The sequence below is a fragment of the Selenomonas sp. oral taxon 149 str. 67H29BP genome, from assembly GCF_000146365.1.
GTDB classification, from domain to species: Bacteria; Bacillota; Negativicutes; order Selenomonadales; family Selenomonadaceae; genus Centipeda; species Centipeda felix.
The window spans coordinates 2,152,419-2,167,811 of the sequence record NZ_GL397087.1 but is presented as its reverse complement, the minus strand read 5'-3'; the positions used below and the strand labels follow the sequence as shown (position 1 = coordinate 2,167,811).

Genomic DNA, 15,393 nt, shown 5'->3' with positions numbered 1-15,393 from the left:
GCTCAGGCCTCCCCCTGCTCCCGCTTCACCACATCGGCAATCGCCGTACAGACTTCCTCCAACTGCTTCTGGTCACTGCCCTCCGCCATCACGCGGATGAGCGGCTCTGTGCCCGAGGGGCGCACGAGAACGCGACCCTCACTGCCGAGAATGCGTTTCCCTTCGGCAATTGCATCACAGATGGCAGGATTTTTCTCCCATCCCTCCTTGCTCTTAACGTGCACATTAACGAGGAGCTGCGGATAGGTTGTCATCATGGCGTTCAGTTCGGACGCCTTTTTCCCGCTGCGGTGCAGTGCTGAGAGCACCTGCAGTGCCGTGACGAGGCCGTCGCCCGTTGTCGCATGTTCCGCAAAGATGATATGCCCCGACTGCTCACCGCCGATCGCATAGCCGCTGCGGCGCATTGCCTCAAGCACGTAGCGGTCTCCGACCGCCGTCACCTCAACGCGTCCGCCGAGTGCCGCAATCGCCTTGTGGAAGCCGATGTTTGCCATCACTGTCGTCACCACTGTCTTGTGCGGCAGATGCCCCCTGCGCATCATCTCTGCTGCACAGGCGACAAGAATGTGGTCTCCATCGATCAGCGTGCCTGTCTCATCAATACAGAGGCAGCGGTCAGCGTCGCCGTCATGGGCAATGCCGATATCTGCACCGCATTCGAGTACCGTGCGGCACAGCGAGTCCAGATGCGTTGATCCGCATCCGTCATTGATGTTCACACCATTGGGGAGCGCGTGGATCACTTTGACGTCGGCACCGAGGCGGCGCAGGACCTTCGGCATTGCCTCATACGCCGCACCGTTCGCACAGTCGAGGACGATTTTCATCCCATCAAAACGCTCTGTGCACGTACTCACAACATAGTCGATGTACTGATTCAGCAGATCGTCACGGTACTCCACCACGCCGACATCCTTCCCCGTCGGACGTGCCTCATGGTCGCCGCTCTGAAGACCGCGAACGAGTGATTCCAGTTCATCTTCCACTGCATCGGGCAGTTTGTAACCATCCCCGCCAAAGAACTTGATTCCGTTATCGTGAAACGGGTTATGCGATGCCGAGATGACAATGCCTGCACTGGTCTTGTGTTCCCGCGCAAGGTAGGCAATCGCAGGAGTTGGCATAACCCCCGCAAGAAGAGCGACTCCTCCTGCCGAGCAGATGCCTGCCGTCAGTGCCGCCTCGAACATCTCACCCGAGACACGCGTATCGCGCCCGATCAGAATGCGCGGACGCGCCTTGGAATGTGCACCGAAATAAAGTGTCGCCGCGCGTCCGAGCTGATATGCCAGCTCCGGTGTAAGCTCTGTATTTGCGACGCCTCGCACACCATCCGTCCCAAAAAGTCTCACAATAACAGCCTCCTGTGTATCTTCAGCATCATCTGCTGTGCATCGGAATGTGCGGATCCCCACACAGTCACATTCCCTTTATCCTCACCATAATCTACTGTATTCGCTCCAAAAAAGCAAGTGCGGCTTTCATGCCGTCAAGTGCGGCACTCATGATGCCGCCCGCATAGCCTGCGCCCTCGCCGATTGGGTAGAGCCCCGCTGCGCTGATCGACTGCATCGTCACTGCGTCGCGTAGAATGCGGCAGGGCGCAGAGGAGCGTGCCTCCACGCCCGTCAGCGGCACATCCGCCGCACCAAAGCCCGGCACGCGCTGCTCCCAGTGGCGCAGGGCACGTGACAGGGATGCGCTGCACGCATCGGGCAGGATCGTACCCAAGGCAGCAGGGCGCACCCCCGGCATGTACGTCGGAGCAACCGCAAAATCCATCGTCCCCGTCCGCCCGCTCAGGAAATCGCCCACCGCCTGCACGGGCGCACGGTAGTCTCCGCCGCCCGCAGAGAAAGCGCGCCGCTCCAGCTCTCGCTGAAAAGCGATCCCGCCGAGCACCGCCCCGCCGAAATCGGCGGGGGTGACCTGCACCAGGAGGGCACTGTTCGCCGTCCCTGCGTCGCGACGGTAGTTGCTCATCCCATTCGTCACGAGATGCCCCTCCTCCGACGCCGCTGCGACCACCAGACCGCCGGGACACATGCAGAAGGAGTAGACCCCGCGGCCGCCCTCCTCATCCCGATAGGTCAACGCATAGTCCGCCGTCGGCAGGAACGGGCTCCCCGCCGCTGCGCCGTACTGCATCCGATCCACGAAGTCCTGTGGATGCTCGATGCGCACTCCGACGGCAAACGCCTTCGCCTCCATGCGCACACCCGCTCCATGGAGCATCGCATACGTGTCACGCGCCGAGTGCCCGATACCGAGAAACACCGCGCGTGCGGGGATCTGCTCTGCCCCATTCACCGTGAGCGTGGCGATCCGCCCCGCAGTCATCGTGATGTCCGTCACCTGTGTGCCAAAGCGTACCTCGCCGCCCATCGCGATGATCTTCTCGCGCAGGCGCTTCACCACCGTGCGCAGCACATCCGTCCCGATATGCGGCTTTTGCAGATACCGTATCTCCTCGGGCGCACCTGCCGCGACGAACGTCTCGATGATCTCGTTCATCCGTGGATCGCGATTGCGCGCCGTCAGCTTCCCGTCGGAGAACGTTCCCGCACCGCCCTCGCCGAACTGGACATTTGACGTGGGATCGAGCCGCCCCGTCCGCCAAAACTGCGCCACATCACGCGTACGCCGATCCACATCCTGCCCACGCTCGAGGACGAGCGGTGCCGCCCCCGCACGCGCAAGCAGCCACGCGGCAAAGATCCCCGCGGGGCCGAACCCCACGACGACGGGGCGCTCACGTCCTTCTTGCGGCGTATAGGGTGGAACACGGAGTGGACCGTGCTCCTCTGCTCGCCCGACCTGCGCGTCGCGACGCAGACGCGTGAGGATGCCGCGCGCGCCGTCTGCCGTCACATCGAGCGTATAGTTCCACCGAATCGGCGCCCCATTCCTGCGCCGTGCATCCAGCGCCTTATGAACGACAATCACCCCGTGCACTGCACAGGGTGATACACCGAGTCGCTCTGCGGCAAGCTCTGTGAGGATGCGTGTCTCATCATACGGCACAGAGAGATTCTTAATGCGTATCATTGCATCGGCCCAACCTTGATCTCCACCGTCACCGTCGGATTCGTCGCCGTCACGCCGGCGGGCAGATGCAGCTTTACCTGCTGCGTACCGCTCTCCTTCACATCCGCGAGGGAGAACTCCTCCGTTTCGATTCCCGTCACCTTATCGAGCGCCTCCTTCGTTCCCGTGATCTCGATGCGCGCCGGCTGCACCGTCACGCTCTCGAGCTTCAGCTGCGGCGGCAGATCACTGCGCGGCTTTGCCTGCACCTCCACCACCTTATGCTGGAGACCGCGCGTCAGCTTGACCGAGATCTCCATCGTGTCCGGATGCATCGTCAGCCCCTGCACTTCTTTTCCGTCCGTATTCAACGCGACCAATGGAATCCCCATCGTCACGTCCTCCTTGCGCCCATTCATATTGAAATAGGCGGCGACGGAGGCGACCTGATCGACGAGGGAGCGCGGTCCTTCGATCGTCGCCTTTTCGACGGACTGGCGGACGCGATCCACCGTGAAGCCCTCCGCCGGCGTGCCGTTGACCGTCAACAGCACCGAGAACACGCGCTGAATGATGCGGTCTAGCGTCACGTCGATCCGGTCAGGAGACACACTGATCAGCTCAAATCCGTACGGGATCGACGTCTCCACTGCGTAGAGCCGATCGCCCTCCGCAAAGTCGGACAAATTCACACGCGCACGGAAATCACTGTTATCCGCTGTCACAAAAGCTGAACGTGCCCCACGCACACGCAGCGTCACCGTATCGGCTGCGGCATGCATCTGATAGCCATCCGGCACATGCTCCATCACCACGGGGACGGTATAGGACGCCTCCATGGATGGATTCTGATCGTTCATCACATAGAGCCAGAGAATAACGGCCACAATAAGTGCCGCGATCCTGGCGAGCAAATTATGCTGCACAAGGCTGCGAAGTCTGCTCATGATTTCTCCCTCCAGCTCCGAATCGTATCCAGAATCGACGAACGCGAACTGTAGGCAAACGCAGGTGTCAGGATATGTGTCAGCTGTTCACCGTCCAGATGGCGGTGGAGATGCCCGTTCTCCGCGATCGAGATCGTCCCCGTCTCCTCACTCACCACGACGATAAGGGCATCGCACTGCTCCGAGAGTCCGATGGCCGCACGATGGCGCGTGCCGAGCTCCGTCGAGAGCGAGCGATTCTCTGTCAGCGGCAGGAGGCAGCCCGCCGCGATCAGCCGCTTGCCGCGAATGACCGCCGCACCGTCATGCAGCGGCGTATTCGGAATGAACACATTCATCAGAAAATCCGACGTGATGAGACCGTCGATCTGGATGCCCGTCGCACTGATATCATTCAGCCCCATGTCGCGCTCGATGACGAGCAGTGCGCCGATCTTATTCGCCGAGAGAATCTTTACCGCGCTGCGAATCTCGCGGATCGTGCTCTGCGCCTCCTCATCGTCGAGGAGCGTACCGGGGCGGAAAAACTTGCCCTGACCGAGATGCTCCAGCGCGCGGCGCAGCTCCGGCTGAAAGACAATCGGGAGCGCGACAAAGAGCAGCGTCACCGCCTTTTGCAGCAGCCACGAGATCACGTGCAGATTCAGATAATTCGCCACAACCGTTACACCGAGCAGGACGAGAATGCCCTTGCCGAGCGTAATGGCGCGCGTATCCTTCAGCATCACATAGACACGATAGAGAATGACCGCCACGATCAGGATGTCCAGTACATCCAGCAGCGTGATGGTCGAAAGGATGCCGCGAAACTGCGTCGGCATCGTAAAATCAAGTGGCATAGCAACCCCCCACGTTCCAAGCATCCCATTCCATTTGCATCCCATTTCTGTATATATTAACACTTCTAGCCGAATGGGAAAAATCCTTGTGACCTGAGGGGCCCTCAAAAAAAAATTTCGGGACGGTGCGTGTAGAATTGCCTCCACATACATCCGTCCCGAAACATATTCAAGGAAATGCTGATAAAATGAAATCCGTCAGATTGGTGCTGAATTTATCCGTGCTTCCTAAAATTAGCAGATCTTGCGGATCCACCCCTCCGGTGCCTCCACCGTACCGAGCTGAATGCCGCGCAGCGTATCGTAGAGCTTCTGCAGCACGGGCCCCATGTGCTCCATGCCGCTCGGGAATGCGATCACCTGGTCGCCGTGCGTCACCGAGCCGACGGGAGAGATCACTGCCGCCGTACCGCAGAGCCCGCACTCTGCAAAGTCATTCAGCTCCTCGAACGCCACGGGGCGATGCTCCACCTTCAGCCCGAGCACGTGCTCTGCGATGTAGACGAGCGAGCGGCGCGTTACAGACGGCAGGATCGACGGTGACTTCGGCGTCACCACTGTGCCGTCCTTCTTGATGAAGAGGAAGTTTGCTCCGCCCGTCTCCTCGACATGCGTGCGTGTCGCCGCATCGAGGAACATATTCTCGTCGAACCCTGCCGCATGTGCGGCCATATAGGCGTGCAGGCTCATCGCATAGTTCAGCCCCGCCTTGATATGGCCCGTGCCATGGGGAGCCGCACGGTCAAACGCACTCACGCAGAGGCGGATCGGCTTGATGCCGCCCTTGAAGTACGAGCCCACGGGCGTCGCGAAAAGGCGAAACTGATATTCATCGGCGGGCTTTACACCGATGACCTCGCCCGACGCGAAGATAAAGGGGCGCAGGTAGAGCGACGCGTCCGTACCGTAGGGCGGAACGTAGTCACGGTTCGCCTTGACCACCGCATCGACCGCCTCTAGGAAGCGCTCCTTCGGAAAGGACGGCATCTCCAGATACGCTGCCGAGTCATACATGCGCGCTGCATTGAGATCAGGACGGAACGTCACAATATGCCCGTCCACCGTCTCATAGGCCTTCAGCCCCTCAAAGACCTCCTGGCAGTACTGCAGAATCCCCGCACACTCGCTGATCGCGACCGTTGCGTCGGAGGTCAGGCCTCCCTCGCCCCACGTCCCATTCGCATAGTTCGACACATAACGCTGCGGCAGAGAACGATAGGCAAATCCCAAATTCTCCCAGTCCAAATCCGCCTTTGCCATAAAAAGTGCCCCCTTCTTTCAAAATGTACGTCCTATCATAGTACCATCATCCGTCCTTGTCAAATGGATTTACCGCGCCGCCGCATCCAGCTCCCTGCGTGCACGCGGCAGACGCTTTAGAATATCGCCCGCGATCAGACCGTTTCCGCGCTTCTCGTAGGCGCGATCTCCCGCATATCCGTGCAGCCACACGCCCACAATCGGCGTCATCCCGCTCTCCATCTGGCGCATCAGCCCGACAATCGCGCCCGCGAGCACATCACCTGCGCCCGCCGTCGCCATGCCCGCATTGCCGCAGGTCGTAAAGAACGCATCGCCATCGGGATAGACCACAATGGTGCACGCCCCCTTGACCACAAACACCGCCTGATGATCACGTGCCGCGTCCCGTGCCATGCGGAGCAGATCCTCTGACGCCTCCTCCGTCTCCACGCCGAGGAGCGCGGAAAACTCGCCGAGATGCGGCGTCAGAATCGGCACCTGCGGCAGATCGCGCAGTGCATCGAGATGCCCCGTGAACGCTGCGATCGCATCCGCATCCATCACAAGCGGAGCCTTGACCTCCGCGGCAAAGAGCCGCACAAACTCACCCGTCTCCGCCGCACGCCCAATGCCGGGACCGATGAGCACGGCATCCGCACGCGCCGCGAGCGAGAGCGCCTTCTGCCGCGCATCCTCTCCACCGAAATAGCCCATGCCCTCATCGGGCAGCGGAACGACCATCACCTCGGTCAGCTTCGCAGCCAGAACAGGATAGATGCGCTCGGGCACGGCGAGCGTCACGAGCCCCGCGCCGACGCGCAGTGCCGCCTCTGCTGCGAGTGCCGCCGCCCCCGTCATGCCGAGCGAACCGGCGAGCACGAGAATACGTCCGCACGTCCCCTTGTACGCGTCACGCGCACGCGGCGGCAGCAGCTTTGCCGCTGCATCCTGTGTGATGAGCGACTGCCGCATCCCCTCACCGGCAAGAAGGGCATGGGGGATGCCGATGTCATCGACGAGCAGCTCGCCCGCCGCATTCGCTCCCTGACCGAGGAAGTGCCCCACCTTCGGCAGGCCGAGGGCGAGCGTCCGATCGGCGCGGACGGCGATGGAGGCGATCCGACCCGTATCCGCCTCCACTCCACTCGGAATATCGATGGCAAGCGTTGGCTTGCCCGCTGCATTGATCTCCTCGATCAGGCGCAGTGCCGTCTTGCGGAGCTCTCCCTTGACGCCCGTGCCGAGGATACCATCCACCACCGCATCGGCAAAGCGCAGCGAAACGCGCAGACGATCCCAATCGCGGTCACCCGCAAGAGGACGAATCTCTATGCCCATCGCCCGCAGCGCGCTGTGCATCGCGTGAGCCGCAGGACTGAGACGCTCCTCTGCCCCAATGAAGAACATCTTCACGCGCGCGCCCATATTGATGAGATGTCGCGCCGCAGCAAAGGCGTCACCGCCGTTATTGCCGCCGCCCGCAAAGACAGCGAACACCTTGCCTGCCGCGCCGCCGATCAACTGCGCTGCCTCCTCGGCCGAGCGCCGCCCCGCATTCTCCATCAGGGCAGCAGCAGGCAGCCCGTAGCTCTCCTCCACTGCGCCGTCGATCCGACGCATATCCTCTGCAAACGATACGTTCATCACTGACCCTCCAATATACAGTAAGCCGTCGCATATTCCTTCTCGTGACTGAGCGTAACCCAGACGCGCGTCACGCCCATCTCCGCCGCACGCGCCGCGAAGAATCCGTGAAGATGCACCTTGGGCGCACCGAGCGCATCGGGCAGAATCTCCACATCGTGGAGCGTACCACCGCGCAGCCCCGTGCCAAACGCCTTCAGCACCGCCTCCTTGCCCGCAAATCGCGCGGCGAGACTTGCAGCGCACCCTGCGCCGCGCTGCATGGCGTAGGCACGTTCAGCGGGCGTATAGACGCGCGTGAGGAAATGCTCCTTCTCTGCCGCACGCGCCACGCGTGCCACGCGGATAATATCACAGCCGACCCCCAGAATCATGACATCTCCTCTATCATAACAGAAAAGGGATTATTGCGCCACGCAATAATCCCTTCAAAATTCATGGATACATCCCTGCCGTGCCTGTCAGTGACGCAGCGGCTCGGGCACGACGCCGGGCGACTGCGGTGCCGGGCGCATATCCGTCGACAGCTTGTACGCGTCGCCGGACGCTCCCGCGCTGCCCGCTGCAGGCGCAGCCGTTGTCGGTGCCGTCGTCCCCGTCTTTGGCTCATTGTCGCTGCCATCGGTCGATGCACCGGAGAAGCGCATACTGCGCGCGATGAACACCTCAACGCGGCGGTTCTGCGCACGCCCCTCCTCCGTATCGTTCGACGCAATCGGACGATACTCGCTGTAGCCGAGCGCACTGAACCGCGCCGGGTTCAGCGAGGGCTGCACTGCCATCACGCCGCGCATCAGGCTGACGGCACGCGCCGAGCTCAGCTCCCAGTTCGACGGATACTGTGCCGTTGCAATCGGCACATTGTCCGTGTGACCGGAGATCGTTACGCGCTCCGGAAGCGAGGAGAGCACTCCAGCGATCACGGGCACGATGCGCTCCGCATCTCCCTGCAGGGCGGCAGAGCCGGAGGCGAAGAGGGCGCGCTCCTTCAGGCGGATCATCAGCCCCTCCTCGTTCAGCTCCGTACTCACCTGATCCTGGAGATTGTTCTCCTGAATGTACTGATCGAGCTTCGCCTTTGCCTCCGAGAGGTCATTGTTCTCCTTCATATAGGCGGCGTCCGCCGTGTCCGCCCCCGTGGTCACGGTCGCCGAGCTCATCGAGGTCGACGGTCCCATCCCGCTGAAGAACGACGGCCCGCCCATATTGAACGCTGCCGTGAACGCCTGCGCGAGTGCCTGCATCTTCGATGCATCCGTCTGCGACATCGCAAAGAGAGCGATGAAGAGAGCCAGAAGGAGTGTCATGAGGTCGGAATACGGCAGGAGCCAAGCCTCGCCCGCTTCTTCTTCATGGGGCTTTGCATGCTTTTTACGTGCCATATCAGCCCTCTCCCTTCAGTGCCTCACGCTCCGTCTGCGGGATGAACACCATGAGCTTCGCCTCGATGGCCGTCGGCGAGTCGCCTGCCTGGAGTGAGAGAATCCCTTCGATGATCATGCGCTTCTGGCTGACTTCTTGCTCCGACATGATCTTCAGCTTGTTCGCGAACGGCATCCAGAGAACGTATCCCGTAAAGATACCCAGAATCGTTGCAACGAACGCCGCTGCAATCGAGTGTCCGAGCTTATCGATATCATTCAGGTTGCCGAGTGCCGCAATCAGACCGACAACCGCGCCCAGAACGCCCAGCGTCGGTGCGTACGTACCGGCCTGCGTGAACATCGAGCGCCCCTCTGCATGACGCTCCTGCATGATCGCCAGCTCCGCGTCGAGAACATCGCCGACGAAGTCCGGATCCATGCCGTCGATGACCATGCCGAGCCCCGTGCGGAAGAACGGATCCTGGATCTCCTGCGCCTTGCTCTCGAGGGCGAGGATACCTTCACGGCGCGCAATCTGTGACAGCTCGATGAACTGCTGTACGAGCTGCCCCTTCTCCTGGAGCTGCGGGACTTGGCAGGTTTTCTTGATCAGTTTGGTAAAGTTCCCCAGCTGTTCCATCCGAAATCCGATGAACAAACACGAAAACGTACCGCCGATGATGATCAGGAACGCCGCAGGGTTGTTGAGTGCCGTCAGCGGTGCTCCCTTCAAAATCATACCAACAAAGATCGAGATTACGCCCATGACAAGCCCGATGACTGTTGATTTTTCCAAAACAAAGGCCCCCATTCCATTTCTCGCCGTCGCCGAACGCATACCCGTCTGATCCGTCAGACACACGTCAACATCTTCCTATATTATTCCATAACGCAAGGAAAAATCCTACCTCCTTTTTAAAAAATCTTAAAAAAAACAAAGAAAAATTTTTCGATAAATTTTTCTTATCCTATCATATATTGGTTGAAAGTATGATATAATGTAGTACGTATAAAAAAAGTTTATTGGAGGGTGATCTCATGGAACTGCGACAGCTCGAGTACTTCCAAATGGCGAGCCGTCTGAAAAACATCACGCGTGCCGCCGAACGCCTGCGCGTCTCCCAGCCGAACATCACTGTCGCGATAAAAAAGCTCGAAAGCGAACTTGGCATCCAGCTCTTTGACCGCAGCCAGAAGCAGCTCTCGCTGACCCCCGAGGGCGCAGTCTTTTTAGAGCGCGTCGAAGTGGCGCTGCGCAACATACAGGATGCCGTCCTCGAGATCAACGACTACAAGCAGCTGCTGAAGGGAACGATCAAAATCGGCATCCCGCCGATGATGGGCGCATATCTGTTTCCCGAGATCTTCTCCAGCTTTCAGCGGCGCTACCCGCATCTCGACGTCTACCTCCACGAGGAGGGTTCGGTCGCCATCCGCGAACAGCTGGAGCGCGACGAGCTGGACTTCGGCATCATCATCATCCCCGAGGCCGCACCCAATCTGCAGCTCCTGCCGATGGCACGCCGTCAGATCGTCTGCTGCGTGCCCGAGCACGGCGACCTTGCTGCACGTAAGGCGATCACCCTGCAGGACGTCGCGGACCACAACCTCATCATGCTGAAGGAGGGCTCCTTCCTGCGGCAGACCATGCTGCAAAAGATGGCTGCGGCAGGCATCACACCGAATATCGTGCTCGAGTCGAATCAGGTGGTCACCATTATGGGGCTCGTCGCGAGCGGTGTCGGCAACGCCTTCCTGCTCGACATGATTGCCAGCAGCGCGCACGGCATCCGCGCCCTCCCGCTCGCCAATCCCGTCTACGTCGACGTGGGACTTGCGTGGAAGCGCGACCGCTACATCTCAAACGCCGCGCAGTCCTTCATCGACTTCAGTAAGGACATCCTCCGCCACAGGGACGACGCATCACATACGGAGTAACATCATATTCAAAGAAAAGGGGCGTTGTACGAAGCTTTTAGCTTCGTACAACGCCCTCTTTGTGCCCCTTCCACCGCTTACGCGGTCCCCCTTCCCCGTGATAACGGGGAAGGCTTGGGGAATACCGGCATAGCAGCTTCGAGGATATGCAGCAGCTCCTGTTAAAAGAGCAGATGTGCGATCACGTAGCCAACGCAGCATCCCGAGGAGACCCCGATCAGTCCGGGGATCATGAACGAATGGTTCAGGATGTACTTGCCGATGCGCGTCGTGCCCGAGCGGTCAAACCCAATGCACGCGAGATCGGATGGATAGGTTGGCAGAAAGAAATAGCCGTAACATGCCGAGATGAACGAAAGGATGAGGATCGGATCGACACCCACGTTGATCGCCATCGGTACGACAATCGCAATCGCCGCGCCCTGCGAGTTCACGAGCTTCGACGTGAGGAACGCCAGTACGGCGTACGCCCACGGATAGGACTGCACCGCAGCGCCGAGGAACTGCTTGAGGAAGGCAATGTGATTCATGAAATAGGTATCTGCCATCCATGCGACACCGTAAACCGAGACGAGAGCAACGACACCCGAACGGAAGACCTGTGAGTTGCCGACATCCTTTGCCTTGACCTTGCAGGAAACGAGGATGACTGCACCGACGAGCAGCATGACCATCTGAATGACGACAACCATCGAGATTGCCTTCGGCGCGGCATCCGGTTTCGGCGGGAATTTCGGCAGAAGCTCCGGGAAGTTGCCGAGCACAGCAATCGCAATGATGCCGATGAAGAAGATAATCATCGCACGGTAGTATTCCTTTGGCAGCTCCTTATCGAGGAGGCTCTCCGAGTCACCGTAGACATACTGCTTGTTCTCCGGATCACGGATGAACTCCTGGAAGCGCTCATCCTGGTCAAGATCCTTGCCGCGGCGATAGCTCCAAAGCGCCGCAAAGAACACACCAAGCCCCGTGGCAGGGATGGACACCGAGAGCACCTGGAACACGGTAAAGTCGTGTCCCGACACGGAGAGAAATGCCACCATCGAGACGACGGCAACCGAAACCGGCGATGCGCAGATCCCCATCTGCGACGCGACGGACGAGACGGCCATCGGACGCTCAGGGCGGATGCCCTGCTTGATGGCAATATCATAGATGATCGGGAACATCGTATAGACGACGTGCCCCGTACCGCAGAGCACCGTCAGAAACCACGTCGTCAACGGCGCGAGAATCGTGACGTGCTTTGGGTTATTGCGCAGGAACTTCTCCGCGTACTTCAGCATGACCGTCAGTCCGCCCGAGGTCTGCAGGAAGCCTGCGCAGGTGACCACCGCGAGGATGATCAGCATCACATCGATCGGCGGCTTCCCCGGCTGATAGCCGAAGATAAACGTGTAGATTACGAGACCGAAGCCGCTGATCACCGCCAGTCCCAATCCACCATGCCGCACGCCGACGATCAGGCAGACGAGCAGGACGATGAATCCCAGCATCATTTCCATGAAAACAACTCCCCCATTCTGCTGCGCAGAGCCCCAACTCTGCATAGGTATAATAACAACGTGTCTTATTATACATCATGTATACATCATTAGTAAAGTCTAAGTTTTATAGGGGAAAACTATCTTTCTTTGTTAAGGAATTACTGATAAAACGAAATTCGTCAGATTAGCGTAGATTTTTCGTCCAAACGAAGCGGAAAACGGGCCGCAGCGGAAACACAGCGAAATAGAAAAGAGTCATCTGTACAGATGACTCTCCGCCTAGCTATATGGCTTTACCGCTTCATATTGATCAGCGTCTCAAGCATCTCATCCGAGACCGTAATCATCTTCGAGTTCGACTGGAAGCCGCGCTGGGTGATGATCATGTCGGAGAACTGATCGGCAAGATCCACGTTCGACATCTCGAGTGCCGAAGTCGTCAGCTCCGTGCCGATATCCGACGCGCCGCTGATCGTACGCGTACCGGAGTTGTTCGACTCCTGATAGAGGTTCCCGCCCATCTTCGTGAGACCGGACGGGTTGTTGAACTGCGCCATTGCGATCTGCGCCTCTTTCTGGCGCACGCCGTTCGTGTACGTGCCCGTGATGACGCCCGTGCTGTCGATGTCAACACTCGAGAGCGTACCTGCCGCATTGCCGTCCGAAGTCGCCGAGATCGTCGACGTGCCTGAGTACTGAGTGATTGCCGCGAGGTTCATAGAGACCTGCTGCGGCGCCGCACCGTTCGTATAGGTGAGGTTCAACGATGCCGATCCGCTGACATACCCACCCGCCGTATCAAAGTTGAGGTCGGTCTTCGTCAGCGCAACAGTCGTCGTTGTGCCATCCGCCTCCTTGATGGTATAGGAGTCTCCGCCGCTGCCAAGGGAGATGGTCCATTTATTGTTCTCTGCCTTCGTATAAACAACAGGAACCGAATGCTTTGCACCGAGCGAATCATACACGGTGATCGTCGTTGCCACAGAAGGATAGAACGTATCTCCTGTCCCATAGCTCTTTGCCACAAGTCCGTCGATGGATGTGCCGCTTTTTGTATTGAGCACTACCCCTGAGACCGTCTTGTTGTTGTACTCATAGACAGAGACACGCGAAGTCGATGCAACGTTGCCGTCTGCAGCCGTGGCCACGCGCGCGAAGGTCTGCGTCGCACTCGTCACGGTCTCAGCGGCGGCGAGTTTCGCCTTATTGCCGTCCGCCGTCGCCAGAATTGATCCAGGCTGCCCCTTTACCTCTTTGATCTTGAGCTGTCCGTTGTAGGTGTCACCGACCTTGTAGGTAAAGGTTGTCGGGCTTGGAACGGTGACCGTGGTCACAGCCTTCGGATTGGTAAAGTTGTTGTCCGCAGCCAGTTCCAGCTCAATTTCATTCGTACCGACCGTCGTTACTTTCCTAATCGTTCCGCTGATATTATACGTCCCGCCATAGGCATAGGTACCACTTTCAAGCCCTGTGAGAGAGATATCCGCCGTGGCGCCTGCAATCTTTTTGGGGCTGGAAGCGTTTGTGGGATCAATCCCCAGCTTGAGATCCACCTTGCCCGTAGCCGATGCCGTGATGTTGGAAATCTTAGACGTGTAGAGTGTCTTGCCGTTCACAGGAGTTGCCGTATCGAACGGATAGGTTGCTGTGCCGTCCAGTGTGACGGTCTCACCCGTCGAGAGCGTCAGCGAGATGCGCCCCGTTTCCGTCGGGGTATAGTTCGCAACCGTCTCTGAGGTGCCGTCCGCATATTTCACAAGAGTGTTTGCCACCTCATACCCAGGCGTTGACGCATTGAGGTTTTTTGTATAGGATGCCGTTGCAGTTGTCGCTGCCTCCATGGACTTGCCTGCGGGGATCTGGATCTTCGTCGTATTGTCCCCCGCGACATTGAGGACGCCGTTGTTCGCCATATAGCCCTGCACGTAGAGTCCCGTGCTGGGGATCGTGAGGTTTCCCTCTGCGTCAAACGAGAACGCACCGTTGCGCGTATAAAACTTCTGCTGCCCCTTCGAAACGACGAAGAGGCCGTCGCCGCGCGAAATCGCAACGTCCGTGTTCTTGCCCGTCTGCTGGACGGAGCCGTTGGTATAGAGGAGGTCGGTCGATGCGACGGACATACCAAGACCGATCTGCTTCGGGTTCACGCCGCCGATCGTGCCGGTCGGCGAGGATGCACCCGAGAGGTTCTGCGAGATCATATCCGCGAACGTAACGCGGCTCGCTTTGAAGCCCGTCGTGTTGACGTTCGCGATGTTGTTGCCGACGACATCCATGCGTGTCTGATGGCCTTTGAGGCCGGAAACAGCCGAAAACATGGAACGGATCATAATGAATCTCTCCTTTGCCAGTCTGACAGCGCAAAGGAAGAGCCACCTCTGTGATATGCGTACACTCCTCCCTGAGGAAATGCACAGATGGGGATGCCCCCGCATCCCGCTGACCGCACCAGTCGCGCGCGGTCAAAAGCCTCCCGTAGGTCCGGCTTCGTCAGATGATGGCTGCACTGTCAATGTTCGTGAAAATACTGTCTGCCGCCGTCAAGTCGTCAAGTGCCGTGATGACGGTGCGGTTGGTCACGGAGACGACCATCGCCGTACTGTCCTTCATGTAGATTAGAGCCTCCCTTGCCCCCTTCTCTCTCATGCGGTCAATCGTACTGCCCAGTTTCTCGAGCTCCGTATTCGTGAGCGTCACGCCGCGCCGCTGCAGCCGCTCCTCCGCATGCTGCGAAAAGCGAACGCGCTCTTTCGCCCCTTTTAGTACCTGTGCAAACGATGCGCCGCTGCTGCCCATCGCTCTTCGTCCATGGTCGGTCCCCCTGCTTCCCTGCCCGACCAGCGCCATCGAATCGTCTGCAATTCTCATCATCTCACCTCCTTTTTTGCACAAAAATAAAATG

The 15,393-nt window shown here is 59.1% G+C and carries 13 protein-coding genes; 1 reads left to right on the top strand and 12 read right to left on the bottom strand.

The window, feature by feature from the left end; translation table 11 throughout:
* Positions 1 to 2 precede the first annotated feature (2 nt).
* The 9 genes from glmM to motA all read right to left on the bottom strand — a co-directional run bounded on the left by glmM (position 3) and on the right by motA (position 9,877).
* The gene (glmM, locus tag HMPREF9166_RS10175) at positions 3 to 1,358 is read right to left on the bottom strand and encodes a phosphoglucosamine mutase (RefSeq protein WP_039981733.1); all 1,356 of its coding nucleotides are present in this window, start codon (positions 1,356 to 1,358) and stop codon (positions 3 to 5) included.
* Between the two features lie 91 nt (positions 1,359 to 1,449).
* Positions 1,450 to 3,051, bottom strand: a complete 1,602-nt coding sequence (locus HMPREF9166_RS10170; protein ID WP_009753927.1) for an NAD(P)/FAD-dependent oxidoreductase — start codon at positions 3,049 to 3,051, stop codon at positions 1,450 to 1,452.
* Positions 3,048 to 3,977, bottom strand: a complete 930-nt coding sequence (locus tag HMPREF9166_RS10165) for a YbbR-like domain-containing protein (RefSeq protein ID WP_009753926.1) — start codon at positions 3,975 to 3,977, stop codon at positions 3,048 to 3,050. Before HMPREF9166_RS10165 ends, HMPREF9166_RS10170 begins: the two co-directional genes overlap by 4 nt.
* A complete protein-coding gene (gene cdaA / locus HMPREF9166_RS10160) occupies positions 3,974 to 4,816 on the bottom strand; it encodes a diadenylate cyclase CdaA (RefSeq protein ID WP_039981369.1) in 843 nt (280 codons plus the stop codon). The genes HMPREF9166_RS10165 and cdaA overlap by 4 nt, the downstream gene beginning before the upstream one ends.
* A gap of 234 nt (positions 4,817 to 5,050) precedes the next feature.
* Complete coding sequence (locus tag HMPREF9166_RS10155; protein WP_009753924.1) at positions 5,051 to 6,076, bottom strand: branched-chain amino acid aminotransferase; 1,026 nt, start codon at positions 6,074 to 6,076, stop codon at positions 5,051 to 5,053.
* A 69-nt stretch (positions 6,077 to 6,145) separates the two neighbouring features.
* Positions 6,146 to 7,702 carry a bifunctional ADP-dependent NAD(P)H-hydrate dehydratase/NAD(P)H-hydrate epimerase gene (locus HMPREF9166_RS10150; protein ID WP_009753923.1) on the bottom strand — a complete coding sequence of 519 codons (1,557 nt, stop codon included), beginning with the start codon at positions 7,700 to 7,702 and terminating at the stop codon, positions 6,146 to 6,148.
* Positions 7,702 to 8,076, bottom strand: coding sequence for a holo-ACP synthase (acpS, locus tag HMPREF9166_RS10145; protein WP_009753922.1), 375 nt, complete (start codon positions 8,074 to 8,076; stop codon positions 7,702 to 7,704). The genes HMPREF9166_RS10150 and acpS overlap by 1 nt, the downstream gene beginning before the upstream one ends.
* Positions 8,077 to 8,163: 87 nt before the next feature.
* The gene (locus tag HMPREF9166_RS10140) at positions 8,164 to 9,084 is read right to left on the bottom strand and encodes a flagellar motor protein MotB (protein ID WP_009753921.1); all 921 of its coding nucleotides are present in this window, start codon (positions 9,082 to 9,084) and stop codon (positions 8,164 to 8,166) included.
* 1 nt (position 9,085) lies between these two features.
* The gene (motA, locus tag HMPREF9166_RS10135) at positions 9,086 to 9,877 is read right to left on the bottom strand and encodes a flagellar motor stator protein MotA (protein WP_009753920.1); all 792 of its coding nucleotides are present in this window, start codon (positions 9,875 to 9,877) and stop codon (positions 9,086 to 9,088) included.
* Positions 9,878 to 10,104: 227 nt separating this feature from the next.
* Between motA and HMPREF9166_RS10130 the strand changes: the two genes are divergently transcribed.
* Positions 10,105 to 11,004, top strand: a complete 900-nt coding sequence (locus HMPREF9166_RS10130; protein ID WP_009753919.1) for a LysR family transcriptional regulator — start codon at positions 10,105 to 10,107, stop codon at positions 11,002 to 11,004.
* Between the two features lie 161 nt (positions 11,005 to 11,165).
* Here HMPREF9166_RS10130 and HMPREF9166_RS10125 read toward each other — a convergent pair whose 3' ends face one another.
* The 3 genes from HMPREF9166_RS10125 to HMPREF9166_RS10115 form a co-directional block, all read right to left on the bottom strand.
* Positions 11,166 to 12,509: an anaerobic C4-dicarboxylate transporter gene (locus HMPREF9166_RS10125; protein ID WP_039981368.1), complete on the bottom strand. Its 1,344-nt coding sequence runs from the start codon at positions 12,507 to 12,509 to the stop codon at positions 11,166 to 11,168.
* A 275-nt stretch (positions 12,510 to 12,784) separates the two neighbouring features.
* Positions 12,785 to 14,821 (bottom strand): flagellar hook-basal body complex protein, encoded by a 2,037-nt coding sequence (locus HMPREF9166_RS10120; protein ID WP_009753917.1) that lies wholly within the window; start codon positions 14,819 to 14,821, stop codon positions 12,785 to 12,787.
* A gap of 160 nt (positions 14,822 to 14,981) precedes the next feature.
* The gene (locus tag HMPREF9166_RS10115; RefSeq protein ID WP_039981366.1) at positions 14,982 to 15,359 is read right to left on the bottom strand and encodes a TIGR02530 family flagellar biosynthesis protein; all 378 of its coding nucleotides are present in this window, start codon (positions 15,357 to 15,359) and stop codon (positions 14,982 to 14,984) included.
* Between the last annotated feature and the right edge of the window lie 34 nt (positions 15,360 to 15,393).